This is a genomic window from Paenibacillus sp. Z3-2 (assembly GCF_054161325.1).
Genome location: NZ_CP096397.1, coordinates 6,048,081 through 6,068,962, shown reverse-complemented (window position 1 = coordinate 6,068,962; position 20,882 = coordinate 6,048,081). Strand labels below are relative to the sequence as shown.

15 protein-coding genes are annotated in these 20,882 nt (G+C 48.1%); 9 read left to right on the top strand and 6 right to left on the bottom strand.

The annotated features are described in order from the left end of the window. The first annotated feature begins 351 nt into the window (after positions 1–351). The 5 genes from M1D71_RS27095 to M1D71_RS27075 all read left to right on the top strand — a co-directional run bounded on the left by M1D71_RS27095 (position 352) and on the right by M1D71_RS27075 (position 6,912). A complete protein-coding gene (locus M1D71_RS27095; RefSeq protein WP_235193717.1) occupies positions 352–1,212 on the top strand; it encodes an ABC transporter permease in 861 nt (286 codons plus the stop codon). A gap of 15 nt (positions 1,213–1,227) precedes the next feature. Further along, positions 1,228–2,097, top strand: coding sequence for a carbohydrate ABC transporter permease (locus tag M1D71_RS27090; protein WP_169479833.1), 870 nt, complete (start codon positions 1,228–1,230; stop codon positions 2,095–2,097). Positions 2,098–2,123: 26 nt separating this feature from the next. Continuing rightward, complete coding sequence (locus tag M1D71_RS27085) at positions 2,124–3,773, top strand: ABC transporter substrate-binding protein (RefSeq protein WP_458124384.1); 1,650 nt, start codon at positions 2,124–2,126, stop codon at positions 3,771–3,773. A gap of 92 nt (positions 3,774–3,865) precedes the next feature. Continuing rightward, a complete protein-coding gene (locus M1D71_RS27080) occupies positions 3,866–5,623 on the top strand; it encodes a sensor histidine kinase (RefSeq protein WP_458124383.1) in 1,758 nt (585 codons plus the stop codon). Then, positions 5,620–6,912, top strand: coding sequence for an ABC transporter substrate-binding protein (locus tag M1D71_RS27075; RefSeq protein WP_458124382.1), 1,293 nt, complete (start codon positions 5,620–5,622; stop codon positions 6,910–6,912). Before M1D71_RS27080 ends, M1D71_RS27075 begins: the two co-directional genes overlap by 4 nt. A 121-nt stretch (positions 6,913–7,033) precedes the next feature. On the opposite strand, the gene M1D71_RS27070 is transcribed toward M1D71_RS27075, so the two are convergent. The 3 genes from M1D71_RS27070 to M1D71_RS27060 all read right to left on the bottom strand — a co-directional run bounded on the left by M1D71_RS27070 (position 7,034) and on the right by M1D71_RS27060 (position 11,601). After that, a complete protein-coding gene (locus M1D71_RS27070) occupies positions 7,034–8,746 on the bottom strand; it encodes an ABC transporter ATP-binding protein (protein ID WP_458124381.1) in 1,713 nt (570 codons plus the stop codon). Between the two features lie 78 nt (positions 8,747–8,824). After that, positions 8,825–9,853, bottom strand: a complete 1,029-nt coding sequence (locus tag M1D71_RS27065; protein ID WP_458124380.1) for an ABC transporter substrate-binding protein — start codon at positions 9,851–9,853, stop codon at positions 8,825–8,827. A gap of 110 nt (positions 9,854–9,963) precedes the next feature. Further along, on the bottom strand, positions 9,964–11,601 hold the full coding sequence (locus M1D71_RS27060; protein WP_458124379.1) for an ABC transporter substrate-binding protein: 1,638 nt from the start codon (positions 11,599–11,601) through the stop codon (positions 9,964–9,966). A 756-nt stretch (positions 11,602–12,357) separates the two neighbouring features. On the opposite strand from M1D71_RS27060, the gene M1D71_RS27055 reads away from it, so the two are divergent. Beyond that, on the top strand, positions 12,358–13,347 hold the full coding sequence (locus M1D71_RS27055; protein WP_458124378.1) for a LacI family DNA-binding transcriptional regulator: 990 nt from the start codon (positions 12,358–12,360) through the stop codon (positions 13,345–13,347). Positions 13,348–13,507: 160 nt separating this feature from the next. Continuing rightward, a complete protein-coding gene (locus M1D71_RS27050; protein ID WP_458124377.1) occupies positions 13,508–16,900 on the top strand; it encodes a GH36-type glycosyl hydrolase domain-containing protein in 3,393 nt (1,130 codons plus the stop codon). A 79-nt stretch (positions 16,901–16,979) separates the two neighbouring features. Here M1D71_RS27050 and M1D71_RS27045 read toward each other — a convergent pair whose 3' ends face one another. Continuing rightward, positions 16,980–18,179 (bottom strand): methyltransferase domain-containing protein, encoded by a 1,200-nt coding sequence (locus tag M1D71_RS27045; protein WP_458124376.1) that lies wholly within the window; start codon positions 18,177–18,179, stop codon positions 16,980–16,982. 255 nt (positions 18,180–18,434) lie between these two features. On the opposite strand from M1D71_RS27045, the gene M1D71_RS27040 reads away from it, so the two are divergent. Together M1D71_RS27040 and M1D71_RS27035 are read left to right on the top strand one after the other, a co-directional pair. Then, positions 18,435–18,935 (top strand): N-acetyltransferase family protein, encoded by a 501-nt coding sequence (locus M1D71_RS27040; protein WP_458124375.1) that lies wholly within the window; start codon positions 18,435–18,437, stop codon positions 18,933–18,935. 27 nt (positions 18,936–18,962) lie between these two features. Then, positions 18,963–19,751: an SDR family oxidoreductase gene (locus tag M1D71_RS27035; protein WP_458124374.1), complete on the top strand. Its 789-nt coding sequence runs from the start codon at positions 18,963–18,965 to the stop codon at positions 19,749–19,751. Between the two features lie 112 nt (positions 19,752–19,863). On the opposite strand, the gene M1D71_RS27030 is transcribed toward M1D71_RS27035, so the two are convergent. After that, positions 19,864–20,412, bottom strand: a complete 549-nt coding sequence (locus tag M1D71_RS27030; RefSeq protein ID WP_124116580.1) for a GNAT family N-acetyltransferase — start codon at positions 20,410–20,412, stop codon at positions 19,864–19,866. Positions 20,413–20,445: 33 nt separating this feature from the next. Further along, positions 20,446–20,703, bottom strand: a complete 258-nt coding sequence (locus tag M1D71_RS27025) for a DUF2164 domain-containing protein (RefSeq protein WP_133386130.1) — start codon at positions 20,701–20,703, stop codon at positions 20,446–20,448. Positions 20,704–20,882: the final 179 nt, after the last annotated feature.

Here is a 20,882-nt window from a genome sequence, read left to right as displayed (position 1 = left end):
ATCGGAGTGGCAAGTGTAAATATTCTTTAGCTCGATTTATACAGATAGTAACCTGTAAATCCGATCCACATCGATCTACGATCATGCCCTGTTTGCCATTCATCGGCAGCAGGGTCTTTTTTTGTCGGACAGAACTCGGTTTTGAACATTCATTTAACGGAAATGAGCATGGGAAGAAATGGCGCTCCCTTCTATCATTAGAAGTGTCATGTTAGTGAATCAATACCGAGAGTGGAGGGCGAGTGGATGGAGCTGAATCGAAGCCGGGGGATTGAACCTGGGCGTTTGAAGCCAGCTGGCAAATGGAGTTCGGTGAAAAAGGAACTTGTCCGCAACAGATACGTATATCTGATGCTCGTTCCTGTTGTAGCCTACTATCTGATTTTCAGCTATGGGCCAATGTACGGGCTACTGATGGCATTTCAGGAATCCTACAACCCGATCAAAGGAATCTTGGCAGGCGAATGGGTCGGATTTGACAACTTCACCATGTTTTTTGAAAGTTATTATTTCTGGCGACTGATTAAGAACACACTGATTTTGAGTTTTTACAGTATTGTGTTTGGTTTCCCGGCTCCGATTCTACTAGCACTGCTGCTGAATGAAGTCCGGAAGAAGTGGTTCAGAGGCGCAGTACAGACCATCAGTTATATGCCGCATTTTATTTCGGTTGTCGTCGTGGTTGGAATGTTGAAAACGTTCTCATCTCTGGACGGTGGGTTATTTAACGTCATTCGTGACTTTTTCGATCTGCAGCCGATTATGTTTCTGGCGGAAAAGGATATGTTCCGTCCGATGTACATCCTGTCCAACATATGGCAGGGTGCAGGATGGGCTTCGATTATCTTTTTGGCGGCGCTCAGCGGGATTGATCCGCAGCTGTACGAGGCTTCCAAAATCGACGGTGCAGGTCGCTGGAGACAGCTGCTTCATATTACACTGCCAGGCATTATGCCAACGATTGTGATTATGTTAATTCTGCGCATGGGGGCAGTGATGAACGCTGATTTTCAGAAAATATTGCTGATGCAAACGGCACCGACCTATGAGACATCGGATGTCATATCCACCTTTGTCTATCGATCCGGTATTTTGGAGGGGAACTATACGTATTCAACCGCCATCGGACTATTTAACGGCGTCATTAATTTCGCGCTGCTCATTATCGCGAACGCGATCAGCAGAAAGCTTAACTCAACCAGTCTATGGTAATCGGAAGGTGAAGCGATGAGACAGTCTATAGGGGAACGACTTTTTGATGTATTCAATACACTGCTGCTCTTGGTGATCATGGTTTTATGCTTTTACCCGATGCTGTACGTGTTCAATTCTTCAATCAGCGACCCGGATCAGATGCTGCGTTCCCGTTCGCTGATGCTCATTCCTGAAGGTTTTCAGCTGGGAGCGTACAAGTCGGTATTTCAGGATACTCGCATCTATACGGGATACATGAACACCTTGTTCTATGTTGTGGTGGGTACAGCCATCAATCTGCTCATGACTTCGCTGGCCGCATATGGGCTGTCACGCGGTGATCTGATGGGCAGGAAAACGTTGATGAAATTAATTACGTTCACGATGTTCTTCGGCGGGGGTATGATTCCGACTTTTCTGTTAATTCAGAATCTGGGCATGGTGGATACCCGTTTTGCGCTTATTATTCCGGGTGCTATCAGCACATTCTATTTCCTCATTATGAAAACAAACTTTGAGGGCATTCCGATCAGTCTGATCGAATCGGCGAAGCTCGATGGCGCGAATGACTTTCTGATTTTGTTCCGGATTGTGCTGCCCTTGTCGAAACCGATTCTGGCCGTCATGATGCTGTATTATGCGGTTGACCATTGGAATGATTATGTCGGACCGATGCTCTACCTGCGCAGTCAGGAGCTATATCCGATCCAGATTATTATGCGTGATATTCTGATCAGCAGTAGTACAGAGGCCATGGGTGCGGGCGCCGATACCGGATTCGCCATTGGAGAGAACATCAAATATGCAACCATCATTATCTCCACGCTGCCTATTATGCTGGTATATCCGTTCATTCAACGTTATTTTGTTCAGGGCGCTCTAATCGGCGCTGTGAAACAATAAAAATGTAATCTATGGAGGCGAATTGTGTGAAAAAAAGAATGGGGTCCATCCTGTTGTCATCGCTACTTACCATGTCTTTACTAGCAGGTTGTACAGGTGATAATGAACCAGGTACCGCAGAGCCAGCAGAAGGAACAGAACCTGCGGTTCAGGCGTTGACCGAGATTCCGCTACCGATTACAAGTGAGCCATTTACCATCGACTACTGGCGCGCCAATGACGCCAAACTGACGGCTTCCTTGAACAATTTTGGCGATATGGCAGCTTACAAGGAAAAGGAGAAGCTGACAGGCATCCAAGTGAAGTTCACACACCCTCCGCTTGGACAACAGCGTGACCAGTTCAATCTGCTGATCTCCACGAAGGAGCTGCCGGACGTCATTTATTATAACTGGGCGGATGCCGTTGGCGGACCGGAAAAAATGATCAAGGACGGTCGAATCATCCGGTTGAATGAATTGATCGACAGTTATGCACCGAACTTGAAGCGGATTATTGAATCCGATCCAGATGTGAAGAAGCAGATTGCACTAGACGATGGAACGATCTATATGTTCCCGCTGCTCAAGCTGGATGCACTGAAGCTGAATGCCACTTCCGGTTTAATTATGCGCCAGGATTGGCTTGATGCATTGAACCTTAAGGTACCTACCAACATCGATGAATGGTATACGGTACTCAAGGCATTCAAGGAACAGGACCCTAACGGCAACGGCAAGCCTGATGAGCTACCATTCACCGGAAACTGGGGGCCAGGCAACCTGACCAAGCTCCATGATTTTGCTGCGGCCTTTGGCGTCATTGGTGGCTTCCAGATGAATGGAGACAAGGTGGAATTCGGACCAATTCAGCCGGGCTACCGTGATTTCTTGGAGACCATGGCCAAGTGGTACAAGGAAGGGCTGATTGATCCCGAGATCATGACCAATGATGGCAAAGCGTTCGACTATAAGGTTACCAGCAATCTGGCAGGCGCATATCAGGGTGGTGTGTTCAGTGGCATGGGGAAATACTTCAATCTGATGAGAGATACCGATCCGAACTTTAACGTAACCGGCGTACCGTGGCCCGTATCTCCGGATGGAACTTCTTATGCTACCTTCAATCTGGAGAATAAGGTACTAAGTTATGGTGAGGCCATTACGGCTTCCGCAGACGAAGACAAATTGAAATACATTGTACAGTGGATGGACTACAACTATAGCGAAGAGGGTAGTGATCTGTTCAACTTCGGTATTGAAAATGACAGCTATGTTCGTGAAGGGGAAGGTGTCAAATTCACAGATACCATCATTGATAATCCGAACGGTCTGACATATGACCAGGCACTGGCTTCCTATGCCTTATCCATTATGGACGGTCCAATCAATCAGGATAGCCGTTATCTGGATGCCTTACTATTTGACGACGGACAGCGTGCGGCGAATGCGGAATGGATGAAAGCAAGCTCAGCATTAACGCTTCCCCCAATTCGTTTGTCAACAGATGAGGTGACCACAAGTACGTCCATCATGAGTCAGGTGAATACGTATTTGAATGAGACAATGACTGCCATTATTAGCGGACAGAAGCCGATCACCGAATTTGACACCATGGCTGAAACGATCAAGAGCATGGACATTGACCGGGCGATTGAGGTTCATCAGGCTGCCTATGATCGATATCAGTCCAAATAATACGTAAGATATCGAGCGCTAAAACTTTGGGGAAACCTTCCTGTATGTGATATACCTAGTAGTATCACGTGGTTCAAAGGAGCGCTTTGGTCATGACAGCCTACCGCAAACTGAGCATCAAAATGAAAATGTTTCTGATGATTATGTTCATGATGGCGTTTATCATCATCCTGGCGTTTGGGTCCTTGTACTATACGTACTCGGTGTATGACAAACAGCTGTTTGATAAGTCGTCCCGACTTCTGAACCTTTCTTCGTCTACAGTGGATGTTGAACTCCAGAAGTTGGAAGCGTTATCATTGAACATGATCTCCGATACTCAAATTCAAAGAGCCTTGAAGTCGTTGTTGGATGACGATAGCGCATATTCAAGCTTTATTGAACGAAAGAAGATCACGGATCGGTTATGGGAGCATATTAGTGGGGCTGCACGTTATGTGCAGTCCGTTCATCTGATTGATTCCAGGGGAAGAGTGAATAAATATGGCGAGACGCTCACCGTATCCCAGGAAAAGTATGATCGGATGATTGCGGCTGCGGAGCAGGCCAATGGTGCAGTGAGATGGTTATACCCGGATGACGATGACCCGATGCTGGTTATGGTGCGTCAGGTACGAGCCTATGAACCGATGACTCTGGAACCGGTAGGTATACTGTTTCTGCGTATTAATATCGAGCGACTGGTTGAGGAGTATGCGGGCATTGACAGCAAGGACAGTGACATTATTTTAAAAGCAGGCAGTGAAGTTGTCTATCCATATCGCGAGCTTCCGGAAGCGGTGTCCACCGGACTGAATCCACTTCCAGGCAGTGGGGGATATGAGATTAAGAACTTGGATGGGAGGGAGATTTTTCTTTCCCAGAAGAAATCCTCTTATACTGGCTGGATTTATTATAATATGGCCTCTTATGATGAAATTTTTGAACGTATTATATGGTTGAAAAATATACTGATTGTCGTCTATCTTATCGCAATTCTGGTCGTGCTTGCGCTCGGCATGGTCTTCGCACGCAGTCTGACGAGGCCGATCAGGGAGCTCATCAGTCAGATGAAGGAGGTTCAGTATGGGGATCTGGAGAACATAGACGCCAATCTGTCCATTCCAACACACCAGCACATGGATGAACTGGGATTGTTGCAGCGTACGTATCGACTGATGATTACACATATTAATACATTGATCAAAGAAAACTATGCAAGCCAGCTGGTCATTAAGGAAACGGAGTTCAAGGCACTGCAGGCACAGATCAATCCCCACTTTTTGTATAATGCGCTGGATTCGATCCATTGGCTCGCCAAAAAGAACAGGCAGGAGCAAATCTCCAGTATGGTGTTGTCACTCGGATATTTGCTTCGTTCCTCCATCAGCTTCAAGCAAAATATCATTACCATCGCTGAAGAACTGGAGATCGTCAACCATTACATCACCATTCAAACCTACCGTTTCCGGCAGCGGCTTGATTTCCGCATGGATGTGCCCGCTCCCTATCTGGGGTGTGCCATTCCCAAGTTGACCCTACAGCCCTTGTTGGAAAATGCCATTCAATACGGATTGGAACCACAGGTTGGATCATGTCTGATTCGAGTGTATGCCGAGATGTCAGGTGGCAGGCTAGCCCTTATCGTTGAGGATCACGGTCCTGGCATGGAGTCCGAATATGTGGAACAAGTACTTCGTGGAGAAGTGAAAACCAGAGGTACAGGTATTGGACTGCTGAATATCAGGGAGCGGGTGCGTTTGGCTTTTGGCGAAGAATATGATGTTATGCTGGAGAGTGAGCCGGGGCGTGGAACGAAAGTAACGGTACTGCTTCCACCACCATCACCAGGTAAGGAGGAGAAGCTATGAGAAGATGGATGCGAATGATAGGCATGCTCTGTCTTATGCTGACTCTTCCTGGCTGCGTGAGTCAATTGGATCAAAGGCCAGGCATGATTGTGGAGGAAGAACCGATTACGCTGAGAATCGCTTGGTGGGGCGGGGAGTTCCGCAACAATGCAACGATAGCTGTTATCGACCTGTATGAGAAGTTGAACCCACATGTGAACATCGAATACGATTATAGCAGCTTCAACGAGTATTGGAGAAAACTTGCCCCGCATGCAGCAGGCAATGCGTTGCCAGACATTATCCAGATGGACATCTCCTATCTGTCCCAGTACAGCTCGCTGCAACTGTTGGAGGATATGACGCCGTACATGCAGAGCGGACTGATTGATACGACAGATATTGAGAAGGAACAGCTGGAGAGTGGTAGCCTGAATGGAAAAACCTACGGGCTCAGTTTGGGTGTTAACGCCATGCTCAGCATCTATGATCCGGAAGTGTTGAAGGCCAATGATATTGAATTGCCAACGGAGACGTGGACATGGGCGGACTTTGACCAGATGGGCGAGCAATTGCTCGGGAAAGACATCTATTTGGGAACTTACTTCACGCCGGAACAGTTTTTTGCGTATTACTTGAGACAGTATGGTTCCAAGCTATACGCCGAGGATGGCAAGGGATTGGGGTATGAAGATGATGGGCTGTTTATCGATTATTTTGGCAGGATGAAGCAGCTCGCGGAGAAGAAGCTTATTTTTGCACCGGATATCTGGACGTCAGACATTGGCAAACCCGACAATGACCCGTTCTATCTAGGAGAGGCTCTGTTTAGCTGGGGGTATTCCAATCAGTTTATCAGCACCGCTCAGCGTTATGGCAAGCCATTAACCATCTCCCCGATGCCTGGGCCAAACAGCCAGGATGGGTTGTTCTTGAAGCCAGGTATGTTTTTCTCCATGGCGGGCAATTCCAGACATAAGGAAGAGGCTGCCAAGTTCATCAGCTTTTTCGTGAATGATTTGGAGGCCAATCTGCTGCTCAAAGGGGAGCGGGGTGTGCCTGTCTCATCCAGTGTCAAAGAGCGAATGAAGCTGCTGGTAGAACCAGAACTGGCGCAGGTGTTTGACTATATTGATTGGGTTGCAGATAACAGCAGCCAGATGGACCCGCCTGATCCTGTGGGTGCAGCCGAGGTGACTGCGGTGCTACGTGAGTTGTATGATCTTCTGCTGTTTGGCAAAATCACGCCCGAGCAGGCGGCGAAGGAATTTCGTAAACGGGCGAACGCAATACTGGGTGGGAAGTTATAACGAATAGTAAATATAAAGAACAACCTTCCCCCTAGTACAGAGGGAAGGTTGTTTTGCTGTTGTTGTAGCGACTTATTTTTTACAACTCATATGTTGGATTTTAACCGTTTAATCCTCTCACTTAACCAAACTGGGCTTGATGTAGTCGGCTGTATGAGCCTTTACGAGAGAGCAGTTCTTCATGGCTGCCTTGTTCGGCTACGCTACCGTTCTCTACCACCACGATGCGATCGGCGTGTCTGATCGTCGCCAGTCGATGGGCAATCACCAATGTCGTACGTCCTTGAGCCAGCTCGGATAACGCCAGTTGAATGGCAGCTTCCGTCTCGGTATCGAGCGCGGAAGTAGCTTCATCCAGAATGAGAATTGGCGGGTTTTTCAGGATCATTCTTGCGATGGATAGACGCTGCTTCTGTCCGCCTGATAATTTCACGCCACGTTCACCGATCATGGTGTCCAGTCCATCTGGCTGGGAATGTACCAGTTCTTCCAGTTGGGCCCGCCGAATGGCTTGCCAGATTTCCTCATCGGAAGCATTCAGTTTCCCGTATGCAATATTTTCGCGAATCGTTCCGTCAAACAGGAAAATATCCTGCTGCACAATCCCGATATGGGAGCGCAGGGATTCCAGCGTCATGTCCTTCACCGGAATTCCATCAATGGAGATATGCCCCGCGTCCACATCGTAGAAACGTGGGATCAGACTGCATAGTGTCGTTTTTCCCCCGCCTGAAGGTCCAACCAGAGCAACCGTCTGGCCTGCTCGAATATCCAAATTGACCTGAGACAGCGTAGGTTTGTGTTCTCCATAAGAAAAGGTAACGTTATGGAAGGCAATATCGCCTTTAACGTCCGGAATCGGTTTTGCCTGTGGTGTATCTTCTACATCCGGCACGGCTTCAAGCAGCTCCAGGTAACGTTTGAATCCGGCGATGCCTTTGGGGTACGTCTCGATGACGGAGTTAATCTTCTCGATGGGTCCGAGGAATACATTGGACAGCATCACAAAAGCAATGAACTCCCCGTAAGTCATACTTCCTTGAATGACAAACCAGGTTCCGCACACTAGTACAAACAGTGACACGAATTTCATCAGAATGAAGCTAAGTGAAGAGTTCCAGGCCATAATGCGGTAGGTGATCAGTTTGGTGAGTCTGAAACGTTCGTTGTTCTCGACGAAACGTCCAACTTCATGCTTTTCATTGGCAAAAGCTTGTACCACACGGATGCCGCTCACATTGTTCTCGACCCGTGCATTATAATCGGCGATATCTGCAAACATGCGCTTGAACGCCTTGGACATTTTGCGACTGAAATACAGCGACAGGTAGATCATTAGCGGCACGATGATGAACGTCATCACAGCGAGCTGCCAGTTGATCCCCAGCATAATCCCGAAAGCTCCGGCGAGTGTCATGAGGGCAATGAACAGGTCCTCGGGTCCGTGATGCGCGATCTCACCAATATCCATCAGATCGTTGGTCATGCGGGAGACCAGATGACCGGTTTTATTATTGTCGAAGAAGCGGAAGGACTGCTTCTGTACACGCTGGAACAGTTCACGCCGCATATCAGATTCGATGTTAATGCCAAGCTTGTGCCCCCAATAGGTGACTGCATAATGGAAAAAGGAACTAAGCAGGTAGATGCCGAGCAACCCGACACACGCCGCTAAGATCATGGACCAATTGCCAGCCGGAAGCAGCTGATCGACCACCCGGTTAACGGCGAGTGGAAAGGCCAACTCCAGCAGAGCGGCAGCGATGGCACAGGAGAAGTCCAATATAAAGAGCCTTTTGTAAGGACGATAATAAGACATAAAACGGCGAAGCATATGTAAGTCCTCCTTGATATGACACAAATGCCCGAGCAGGCTGATTAGCCTGTCCGGACACCTGTATTCATCCTTATGTTATTTGCGGTTTTGCTCGGCACGTTCTACGATCATATCGGCGAATTCCTTAGCCTGACCTTGAATCGCAATCGGGTCGAAGTACCAGTAACGGTCTTCCAGCAACTCATACACCTGATTGTTTTTCACAGCGGGAAGGGATTGCCAGATGGCATCACCTTGGTAATTTTTATTGTTCTCTCCAACGGTTAAGAAGATATGATCCCCTGCATAATCACCAACAACTTCACGCGAAATTTCTTTCCATTGGGTATCACCCATCAGTTCTTTTTTGGTAATTTCGAGTGGGGCAAGTTGCAAAGCACTGTAGACCGCTTGTCCTCCTCGACCAAAATTGTCTCCATATCCATAATAACTCTTGTCGGATACTTCAAGGATGGAGAAGGTTTCCTCCGGTTTGATGACTGTTTTCACCTTGGCACGAGCGGCTTCAATCCGTTCATCGTATGTTTTCAGCCAAGCTTCGGCTGCTTCGGATTTGTTCATCAGCTCACCGAATCCCCGGATTTCTTCATGCACATTGGTGAATGTACCATAAGGGATGACCACGGTCGGTGCGATTTTTTTATAACTTTCAATCTCTTCGGCTTGATCAGAGTAGGTAATGATTAGATCCGGATTCAGGGCAACGACCTTCTCCAGGGATACCGCCGCCCGATCACCGATACTTTCGATGCCCGCCACCTGATCTGCATAGAACGGGTTTTCCAAATAATATTGAACAGCCCCAACGGGTTTCACACCCAGTGCGAGCAGATCACTTACGTACATATCCGTGACGATCCGTTTCGGTTCAGTCGGAATTTCAACATCCCCGCTTAATGACTTGTAGATCCGTGTAGCATTCGAATTGTCCGAACCGGACGACGTGTCTTTGTTTGTCTCGGAAGAGCCGGTTGTCGTTTCTGTTCCCGCTGCCGATGTTTGTTCAGTGGCAGTTGAGCCTGTACCGCTGCTACAAGCAGCCAGAATCATAATAATGGCGAGCATAAGCAGCAAGCCGGAAAAGCGTTTTTTTGCAGCAAACATATCCTTGTTCCCCCTGTGTATAATCAATAATGATTATTATTCTCATTAATAACATAGAGGAAGATATGATATTTGTACATGGACAACTATGATCACTACAGCATGGACAATTATGATGTCAGGTGACGCATGATAAGCTGCAACTGCTCCATGACGGACAGGGGATCGAATCCATAGAACATGTCGGCATCAATCTCGTATACACGTCCTTCACGAACGGCGGAGAGGGTGCCCCATGATTCCTGATTCAGCAGGCTATCCAGCATTTCTCGTTCGGTGCGTTCCTCAGGATAGGCAACAAACATGTGATCTGCTGCATATAAGTGAATCTCGGACAACGGAACATGAACGTACCCCGTGAGTAACTGTCCATCCTGCTCCATACGTGAGGGTGGAGTGAAGCCGAGCGATTGATACAGCACATGAGAAGCTCTGCCCCAGCCATGACCGTAGATATAAGCCCCGTCCTCTCCAATCATAAACATGCAAACGGCAGAACCACGTGTTCCTTCCATCCGTTGGTCCAACATATGATTGGCTTCTTGCTCAAGTTGATGATATCGATCTAACAACGCTTGTGCATTGGACTCCAGCCCCGTAATTCGGCCGAGATGAAGAAACTGCTTCTGCCAATCGAGTTCCTCAAAGGGCATCAGGATAGTCGGTGCGATCAGACGCAGGTCATCGGAAGCGGGATGCGGTGCATAACCGACAATGACATCAGGATGAGCATTGGTAATCAGATCGGTATGCTTAACCAGCTCATATTCGGAATGCTGCTCAAAATGTTCATGACCATGTTCAACCATTTTTTCTTCCATCCAGCTGGCTACGGCACCCATGTGAGGCGTATGGCCCAGTGCCAGTAGAGAAGCGGTGTAGTTATAAGTTAGAGATACGATCCTTTTGGGCATTTTCCGATAGTGTGTTGGTGCAGAGCCAACTATCTGTTTGAATTTGCGGCTCAGATAGAAGGTGTCCCTGTACCCTGTCAGTTGTGCAATTTCCTGTAGCGTAGGGTTCGCGAACAACAGATGCTCCTGAGCCATCCTGATTCTGAGACGGGTCACATATTCAACAAACGTAAGACCTGTATGCTTCTTGAACTCTCTTGAAAAATGCTCGGGACTCACATTTGCATCGCGTGCCAATTGTTCGCGAGTCAGCGGATGCGTATACATCTGATGGATATGTCTGAGCACAGCATCGAACCACGAGTGATCTTCATGAGCAGAATGAGCTACATGATCCCGCAAAATATCCAGTAATTCATAGAAAAGCATATGTGGCCTGAAGGGGCTCGAATCATGGTCTGTCGAACTTGCTTGAATCAGCTCTACTGTCCTGTCGGTGAGCGTCCGGCTCGCAATGGGGGCTGGTATCCCGAAAGGCCAGAACAGCTGTTCATTTTCAGTGGAATCAAAAGCAATAGCAATGCCCTGTATTGGCGACAGAGAGCCGCGGTTATTCTCGTGCTGAAGCAGACTTCTGGCTTGACGGACGACTGCAGAGCCCGCATTTAATGTCAGTTTGCCCTCTGCACTGATCAGCCTGGCCTGGCCAGCAGTAATGACGTATAGCACATGATGTGTGCTCCACAATTCATCTGTATAGGAGAACGCATCGCGGTCATGAAGTTGAACCAGATGGCGCAGCTTGAACAGGGCATCAGGGATGGACTGAATTTTCTGCAAGGGAACTGGGCGCGACAGCGATTTTTTAGGGTAAGTTGGTTTGGATGCATGCATTAGATAACCGTCTCCTTATATAGGTAGCAAGGGCATCATTCGTCTTATGCCCTTCGTATACTGGCGGAATTCTCGAATCTGAACTATTATGCAGTATATACTATAAACGAAGTGACGGGGATGGACAGATTGAGCAATTTATATTTTTCTGTGGAAAATGGATAAAGTGGTTGAAATCGCTATCAACACCGACTATAATGAAAATGTCGAAACGTTTCAATCTGACGTTTGCTACCCGTTTCATTGTGTTAGGCAATAACGGTTCATAGGGCGCCAGATTGAAAGACGCGTCATAACCATCATTATTGGTATAGATTGGAATGAGGTACATTAACAGTGGTACCCTAAGGATGGAGACAAGGATTTTTTTTGAAAATACCTCGAAACGTTTCGATTGATAGCTATACCATTGTTATGTAAAATAATTAATGGACGATTGTTTAGGATTTAGTGGTTGTTAAGACCATGTACCGTATAAAATGTAGATAACCTTAGAATTTTCTATATAAATTGAACTAAACATTTACACAAAACGGAGAGGGCAGAAAGAACCTGAAGAAGCAAAGCGTTCGCCTAAAAGCTTTCTGCAAGAAAGCTACATCGGAAGCATACGCTATCCGCGGATTTTCACCTTTGAAAAAGGGAATCAAAAAATCTGGGGGTAACAGCGATCGGAAGGTTGTTCTGTCATCGGAGTGGTCAGTGTAAATATCCTGTAGTTCAATTTATATATAGTTTAGAAGGAGCGAACGTGGAATGGCAACGATTAAGGATGTGGCAAAGCTCGCAGGTGTAGCACTCTCGACTGCTTCCTATGCGCTGAGCGGGGATAGCAAGGTTAGTGCCAAGACCAAGGCTAAAGTGCTTGAGGCAGCACGAGAACTGAATTACCGCAAGAACGGCTTTGCCATGGACCTGAAACGGAGCCGTACGAACACCATCGCTTTGATTCTGACGGATCTGTCAGGTCCGTACTACTCGGAGTTGATCCGTAGTGTACAGGATGTAGCACTTGCAAACGGGTATGATCTGATTGCTTGCAGTTCCATGGGTGGACGGGATTCAACGGCAGTACGATTTTTGCGTGAAAAAAGAGTAGATGGAGCCATCATCCTGGCGCATAACATTCATGATGATATTCTGGTGGAGTCTGCTGGTCATCGTTTTCCGATCATTGTGATGGATCGTCAGCTGTCGAGTGACCATCTGGTCAACGTGCTGGTGGATGGAGAGCAGGGCGGTTACCTTGCTACCCGCCACCTGATTCAGGCAGGACATCAAAAGATTGCTTATATCAGCGGTCCATCCAACTCGTATGACAATGCGATGCGTTACCAAGGGTATCTGCGGGCGATGCGGGAGGCGGGACTGGAGGAAAAGTCCAAATGGCGTCTGAACGGCAACTTTGTGCGTGAGGGCGGATACAGTGCGACCAAGATGATGATCATGCAGGGCGAACTTCCCTCAGCGGTATTTTACGGTAACGATGAGATGGCGATTGGCGGCCTGAAGGCATTGGAAGAGCGTGGTGTATCAGTGCCGAATGACATTTCCGTGATCGGTTTTGACGATATCCAGTTGTCCGAATATGTGAGTCCACCGCTGACGACGATACGCCAACCGAAGCATGAAGCAGGGGCGCTTGCAGGACATCTGTTATTCCAGATGCTCAACGGAGAAGCGGTGGATCCATCGTATACGTTAACGATTAATATGATCGAGCGCAGCTCTGTACGTTCGGTTTAGAACGGGTCTGGAAGCGAAGAATTGCCTGCATGCTGAAGTGAAAGTTTAATGATGGGGTTATCGTCCGGACGGGCTGTAAAAGGCCGGTTTGAAGAGGCCCCTATTCTTTTTCAAATGTATCGAAACGTTTCGATTTTAACTAATTCAAGGAGTGAACCTTATGACAACGATGATTAATGAACCGATCCGGTTGAGTGCCAGAGAGTTATCCTTTACCTTTTTGAACAGTGGAGACCTGTACCAGGCCACATCCGGCACAACCATGCTGAATCAGTTGCTTAGCAACCAGATTGATGGATCTCTGAACAACCTGTACTTGCGTGTGCATGAGGGAGAGAAAATCAGCTCGTTCCCGCTGCTCGGTGTACGTTCGAATAGCAAGGTAATTACAAGTAAGGCACAATCCAGCAACCAGTTGATCTGGGAGGGTACAGTCCAGCTGGAAGACAATGAACAAGGCATTGGCTACCAGGTCGTATTTACGGCTACACCGCAAGGTGTCTGGTTCTGGGATGTGAAGCTCACAGGACAACAACATAATGTAGACGTGGTGTACGGACAGGATGTAGGGCTTGCTGATCCGGGTGCGGTACGCAGCAATGAAGCTTATCTGTCACAATACATCGACCACACGGTATTTGAAGATGAAGCCAAAGGTTATGTCGTTTGTTCCCGTCAAAACCAGCCTCAGGGCGGTGCATTTCCATATATGCAACAAGGTTCCCTGACCAAAGCAGTCGGTTACTCCACAGACGGATTCCAATTCTTCGGTCTGTCGTACAAGGAAACGAATCAACCAGAGAGCTTGAATCGCCCAATGTTGGCGAATGAGACGTATCAGTATGAATTTGCCTATACCGCATTGCAATCTGAACTGTTGAATCTGAACGGAGAAGCTCAGGTAGTCTTCTATGGACTGGCGAAGCCTAATCATGCCGAAGGTATCTCTGCACTGGAATTCGGAGATGAAGTTACAGCAGCATGGAATGAAGTACAGGCTCTGACTGTGGAGAAAGGCGACATGTTGGAACAGGTGAAACTGTCCTCCTTCCTGGGTGAACCGCTGGTTACACTCGATCTGACGCAAGATGAGATTCATGATCTGTTCCCTGATCGTCATCAGGAAGAGCACAGCGGTGAGGAACTGTTATCCTTCTTCACAGGCAGCTATGAACATATCGTTCTGAAAGCGAAAGAATTGCTTGTGGAGCGTCCGCACGGTCACATTCTGATGAGTGGTGGCAACGTGCAACTTGGAGCACCGGTTATTACGACAACGTCGTATATGTACGGTATTTTCAACTCACAGCTCGTTATTGGTAATACCAATTTTAATAAAATGATCAGTAATGCCCGCAATGCATTGAACGTGCCGAAGACGGCGGGACAACGTATTTATGTGGAAATGGACGGACAATATCGTCTGCTGACGATGCCTTCCTTGTTCGAGATTGGCTTCAACTATGTACGTTGGATCTACAAAACCGAATCCGATACGATCATCGTGACGAACTATACAGGGGCACATACTACGGAAGTAAGCATGAATGTGCACTCCACAAGTGGCACGGCATACCGTTACCTGGTAACAAACCAGATTACAATGAATGTGAATGAATACGAATATCCGCTGCATATGACGCAGGATGGCGATACTTTGATCTTCAAGGCTGATCCACAAGCGATTAGTTCAGGAACGTATCCGGATCTGCAATACCGCATGTCGGTGAATGGTGCAACTGTAAATGTAGGTGACGAAACGCTGCTGGCAAGTGGTATCCGCAGTGGAGCTGCATCTCTGGTCACGCTTAGTCTGGAAGCGAGTTCTGAATGGACGCTGAAGGTACAAGGGGTATTGGAAGGCCAAGTGGATAGCGGAGTGGTAGCAGGCTCGAGCCTGACGTTTGAAGAGGAAGTACAGGCATACCGCGAGTTCTTCGCAGGTGTGATGAACGGTTTCCGTTTGTCTCGTGGAGAAGGTCAGCGTGCTGAGGATCTGTTCAAAGTAAATGCGCTTGCTTGGTGGTACACCCACAATATGCTGGTTCACTACTCCGTGCCTCACGGTTTGGAGCAGTACGGCGGTGCAGCTTGGGGTACCCGGGATGTGTGCCAAGGTCCGGTAGAGTACTTTATGGCTACGCAAAAATATGAGCAAGTTCGTGATATCATCAAAATGGTCTATACTCACCAATACGAAGATGATGGCAACTGGCCGCAATGGTTCATGTTTGATAAATACTTTGCGATTCAACAGGAAGAAAGCCATGGCGACATCATCGTATGGCCGCTGAAAGTATTGGCGGACTACCTGACGGCGACTCGCGACTATGCGATCCTGGATGAGAAAGTACCTTATACCGTCAAGCATAGCTTCGGGTTCACGGAAGAGACGGCAACCGTACTGGATCATGCGAAAAAAGAGATCGAGTATATCCGTTCGCACTTCCTGCACGATACGTTCCTGTCTTCCTACGGAGACGGTGACTGGGATGATACGCTCCAGCCAGCCAATGCACAGCTCAAGCAATACATGGTGAGCAGTTGGACTGTAGCATTGACGTATCAGTCCGTGAACGTGCTCTCACAAGCGCTGAAATACAAGGATGCAGACTTTGCGAAGGAGCTGGACGTGCTGGCTCAAGGCATCCGTGAGGACTTTAACCGTTACATGCTGGGAACAGATGTGATTCCAGGCTTTGTATACATGGAAGAAGCGGACCAGGCGAAGCTGATGCTTCATCCAACAGACACAGAGACAGGCATTCAATATCGTCTGCTGCCAATGACGCGCAGCATGATCGGTGAATTGCTGAATGCGGAGCAAGCTGAATCGCATTATGCCTTGATCCGTGAACAGTTCCTATGCCCGGATGGGGTGCGTTTGATGAATCGTCCAGCTCAATATGCTGGTGGTGTAAGCACACACTTCAAGCGTGCAGAGCAAGCGTCCAACTTCGGACGTGAGATTGGTTTGCAATATGTTCATGCTCATATTCGTTACGTGGAAGCGATGGCAAAGCTGGGTAAGACAGATCAGGTGTGGAATGGTCTTGCGATGATCAACCCGGTTGGTATCGGAGAGGTTGTGCCTAACGCGGAGATTCGTCAAGCGAACTCGTACTTCAGCAGTTCAGACGGCAAGTTCAATACGCGTTACGAGGCACAGGAACATTTTGACCAGCTTCGTAAAGGGACTGTACAAGTGAAGGGCGGATGGAGAATCTACTCCAGCGGCCCTGGAATCTACATGAACCAGCTGATCTCCAATGCGCTTGGCATTCGTCAAGAGGGCGGCGATCTGGTCATTGACCCGGTATTGCCAGCTGAACTGGATGGTATGCAATTCGAATTCGAGTATGCGGGAGAGCCGGTGACGTTCATCTATCACTTGAATGAAGGTGCTGTGAGCCGTGTAGCGGTGAACGGTAAGGACATTCGTACCGAGCGTACAGCGAACCGTTACCGTCAGGGCGGGGTTAGCATTTCACTGGATGAATTCAGACAGGCACGCAGTGCAACTGAGCATACGGTTGTTGATATTTATATGTAATCTCGTAGCATAATGAATACCAAGGTCATCCTCCTTTAATCAAGGCGGGATGGCCTTTTTGGCATATGCTCATGATCGATCACCGCAATGGAACTGCCAGCAATGTATGTAACAGCTCATTATGCCGCACATGCTTCGTTACGTATCCCTGTTGCTCCAACCAGCCGCATAGCTCACCCAGCAGAGGGAAGTGACGCTCGCGCAAGGCGCGCAGTTGTTCTTCATGTCCTGTGGTTTCGGCCTGCTGAATGTAGAAATTACGGTGAGCAGCATCGATAAACATCAGATCGGTTAGGCCGATTCGTCCGCGTAAGGTTAATACCCGTTGCATCTCTTGTAATGCCAGTAGTTGCTGGTCTGGACTCAGATGATGAAAGGCGAAACTGGACACAACAAAGTCAAAGGACTGATCCGCAAACGGCAAGGCCAGGAAATTTCCAAGCTTCACATTCATCTCAGGATGTTTGGTACGACATCTGCGAAGCATCTCCCGAGACTGATCGATTGCGGTCATGTCTGCGCCGTACTGTATCAATTTCCCAGCCAGATTCCCCGTGCCTGTGCCTATATCAAGTCCCTTCTCACCAAGGGTGGGAGAGATCCAGTGAGCTGTCTGTTCGAGCCCCTCATCATAGTTGTGATACAGATAAAAATAAGGCTGTATCATATCATTGGAATCGCTCGGCGCGGAAGTATCTGTATCTTGGTATGAATGTGTAACTCCATGCTCATGGCTTGCAGGCGAGGCGTTGTCCGAACGATGCCTGTCCTTTGAATGGGGTTGTCCAGTACTGACTCTGCCTGCCGCCTGCACTCGCTGATCATGGATGGCTGCCTGCGTATCATAATTCCACCGATCATGCCAGTTCTGCCGTGCTTCTCGCAGGCGACGTGCACTGTCCGCGAGATCGTGCAGATGGCTGACATCCAGTGGACCGTCCTGACGATTCAGGTCTATCATACGTTGGGTTGTATCCATCATACGTTTCAACTCGATCCACTGGGAATACATGACGGCCTGTTGAAGCTCCAAATATTCTTCCAGCCGCTGCTGGTTTCCTTGATCGATCTCTCCAAGAGCGTGTGTAATATCCTGTAGTGACATGCCAATCTCACGGAGAGCCGCAATGGTCTGAAGCCGCCAGATATCATTCTCGGTATAGGTACGATACCCGTTACTGGACTGTTTGGCGGGTAGAATTAACCCTTTTTCCTCATAAAAGCGAATGGCTCTCGCCGATATACCGAGCCTGCTTGCTGCCTCTTTGATATTCATCATGCATCCCCTCCTTATCGAACCAGTATAAACCATGACGTTACGGCAAGGTTAAGCGTTTATTTCATTTTGCGAAAGGTTCAATAACGGGTGGAATTTTAGTCAAAGCTGAGGCTATGCTACAATATATAGAACAAAAAATTAAATAGCGAAGTAAACGAACAATGTCTTCCTGTTCCTAAGTTTGTTAACTCTCTTAACTTTCCCGACGTTGTACCGTACAGCGTTGTCGACTATAGCACGAAAGGTTGAATCATTATGCTTACCAGCCATACATTTACGATTCGTCCATCCGAAATCAAGGATGCAGCTCAGCTAATGGAGTTGGACACCCTGGTATGGGACAAATACACCTCACCTGCACCGATGCAGTGGCGCTCCAGACAGCAATATCTGCAGCATTGTCCGCCAGGCAGCCAGTTGATTGCGGTGCAGGGAGAGCGGGTATGTGGTTATGTGGGCTTTAATCCAGCCACAGGTATGCCTGTCAATCGTCATGTCTACGAGATTCATATTGCAGTTCACCCTCATGATCGGCGTTGTGGTATTGCTACAGCTTTGATGGATGCCATCAAGCAGCATGCGGTCGAACAAGGCGTTCGCAAGCTCAGGTTGCGCGTACTCTCCAGCAATCCGGGAGCAATTACGTTTTATACCCAGTGTGGATTTGTGACAGAAGGCAGGCTGGTATCCGAGTTTTATATTGGCGGCAAGTATGTAGATGATATTCTTATGGGTTATTTTATCCAGACCAAATAAAAACATAGCAGAGGAGGAGGAACAACGATGGATATGGGACTTCGGGGTAAAAAAGCACTGGTGCTGGCTTCCAGTCGCGGGCTGGGCAAAGCGGTTGCCGCTCAATTGGCAGCAGAAGGTGCTGACATCATGCTCGCCAGCCGGAACGAAGAAAAGCTCGCAGCAGTGAAGCAGGAGCTTCTGGCGCTTGGCGGTGGCGGACGTGTGGAATATTGTGCAACCGATGTGACACGCAAGGAAGATATTGAGGCGCTGATTCACAAGACAGCAGAGCTGTTCGGGCAGATAGATATTCTGGTGAACAATTCGGGTGGTCCCCCATCGGGTTCATTTGAGTCACTGACCGATGAAGATTGGGAACGTGCATTTGAATTAAATGTGCTCAGTTATGTAAGGCTGATTCGCGGCGCTCTTCCTTATATGAAAGAAAGCGGAGGACACATTGTCAATATCGCTTCAACTTCGGTGAAGCAGCCGATACCGGGTCTGGTGCTGTCCAACACGTTCCGTACTGGCGTTTTCGGATTGGCGAAGACCTTGTCTCAGGAGCTAGCTCCATACGGTATTTTGATCAACACGGTGGCACCAGGGCGTATTGCAACAGATCGTATTCGTGAATTGGATGCAGCACGGGCTGAGCAGAACGGAATCAGTGAGGAAGAGGTATCTGACCAGTTCCGCAAAGAGATCCCACTAGGACGTTACGGTCAACCGGAGGAGTTTGCCAAAGCGGTGGTATTCCTGTTATCCGGGGCCAATACGTACATTACCGGAACTTCACTGATCGTGGATGGTGGTATGGTCCGGGCACTATAAAAGTCATTGAAACAATAAAATACCCTCTGTCGCCACATTCCGTGGAGATAGAGGGTATTCATGTTGATCCGATATGTTGGGGAGATCACTCCTGATTCATTATGTAAGCGAATTAGCGCAAAAGTTCCCATTCATGCTGCAGCATGCCGTACACTGCATGGTTCACGTATCCCTTAGGCAATTTCTCTGCCTGACGAATGACACCTTCGAGAACGAATCCGAGTCTTTCAGGGATGGCGCGACTCCGTTTATTGTTGGTTGCTGAGCGAATCTCGACGCGATTCAAATCCAGGGTCACCAGTGCATAGTCAACCAGAACACGACAAGCGCTTGTCATCAGGCCCTGACCTTCAAAGCCTTTTCCAAGCCAGTATCCGATGCTTACCGAGCGGTTGGTCCAGTTAATCTCGTGGAATCCGATGACGCCTGCAAGATCCCCTTTTAACCATACTCCGGCGGTGAAGCCGCCATTTTCAGCACCTTGTTTTAACGCGTTGGTAATAAAGTTCGAGGTGTGTTCCACTTCTGTCACATGATCCACCCACGGCAACCAATGTCTTAGTTGATCCCGTGAGCGATCCGTGAGTTCGAACAGTGGTTTGGTATGTTCCATGGCCAGTGGCCGGAGTTCGGTATATTCATCCAATGAATAGGTAAACATGAATGCAACCTTCTTTCTTTATAAATTAGTGGATTAACGGGAAGTCTTGGGCAACTTTTGCTCCAGTGCAAACAGGTCTTCTTCCATTGAGGCCATACGTTGATTGACCGTTGTACGTGCGTCACGGAGTGCCTGATTATATATGTAGGGAGCGAGCTGTGTCATGAACAGGTCGAGGACTCCCCAGGCCGCCAGATCACCCAGTTCTTCGCCACGTTCCTCTTCGAAATACGACTGGATGGTGCGAATGGCTTCATCCTGCTGTTCTTTGGTCAGTTTAAGCGTGTTCAATGGGAAACCCTCCCTTTAATTTGATTTTAGAGGTTGTTCAAAAAGTCCGCTTTTGATTACGACTCATGCCTAGCGGCATGATCAGCATCGAATATGAAATTCAGCCGAAATGTCCGTTGCTCACGTAGTTTTCCCTACGCTCCGCTACTCCATTTCTAGCTTCATTCCATCTTCTCGGT

Excerpts from the sequence above, each read along its gene's own strand:
- M1D71_RS27095 (WP_235193717.1), top strand. The coding sequence starts at position 352 with ATGCTCGTTCCTGTTGTAGCCTACTATCTGATTTTCAGCTATGGGCCA.
- M1D71_RS27090 (WP_169479833.1), top strand. The coding sequence starts at position 1,228 with ATGAGACAGTCTATAGGGGAACGACTTTTTGATGTATTCAATACACTG.
- M1D71_RS27080 (WP_458124383.1), top strand. The coding sequence starts at position 3,866 with ATGACAGCCTACCGCAAACTGAGCATCAAAATGAAAATGTTTCTGATG.
- M1D71_RS27075 (WP_458124382.1), top strand. The coding sequence starts at position 5,620 with ATGAGAAGATGGATGCGAATGATAGGCATGCTCTGTCTTATGCTGACT.
- M1D71_RS27070 (WP_458124381.1), bottom strand. The coding sequence starts at position 8,746 with ATGCTTCGCCGTTTTATGTCTTATTATCGTCCTTACAAAAGGCTCTTT.
- M1D71_RS27065 (WP_458124380.1), bottom strand. The coding sequence starts at position 9,853 with ATGTTTGCTGCAAAAAAACGCTTTTCCGGCTTGCTGCTTATGCTCGCC.
- M1D71_RS27060 (WP_458124379.1), bottom strand. The coding sequence starts at position 11,601 with ATGCATGCATCCAAACCAACTTACCCTAAAAAATCGCTGTCGCGCCCA.
- M1D71_RS27055 (WP_458124378.1), top strand. The coding sequence starts at position 12,358 with ATGGCAACGATTAAGGATGTGGCAAAGCTCGCAGGTGTAGCACTCTCG.
- M1D71_RS27050 (WP_458124377.1), top strand. The coding sequence starts at position 13,508 with ATGACAACGATGATTAATGAACCGATCCGGTTGAGTGCCAGAGAGTTA.
- M1D71_RS27045 (WP_458124376.1), bottom strand. The coding sequence starts at position 18,179 with ATGATGAATATCAAAGAGGCAGCAAGCAGGCTCGGTATATCGGCGAGA.
- M1D71_RS27040 (WP_458124375.1), top strand. The coding sequence starts at position 18,435 with ATGCTTACCAGCCATACATTTACGATTCGTCCATCCGAAATCAAGGAT.
- M1D71_RS27035 (WP_458124374.1), top strand. The coding sequence starts at position 18,963 with ATGGATATGGGACTTCGGGGTAAAAAAGCACTGGTGCTGGCTTCCAGT.
- M1D71_RS27030 (WP_124116580.1), bottom strand. The coding sequence starts at position 20,412 with ATGTTTACCTATTCATTGGATGAATATACCGAACTCCGGCCACTGGCC.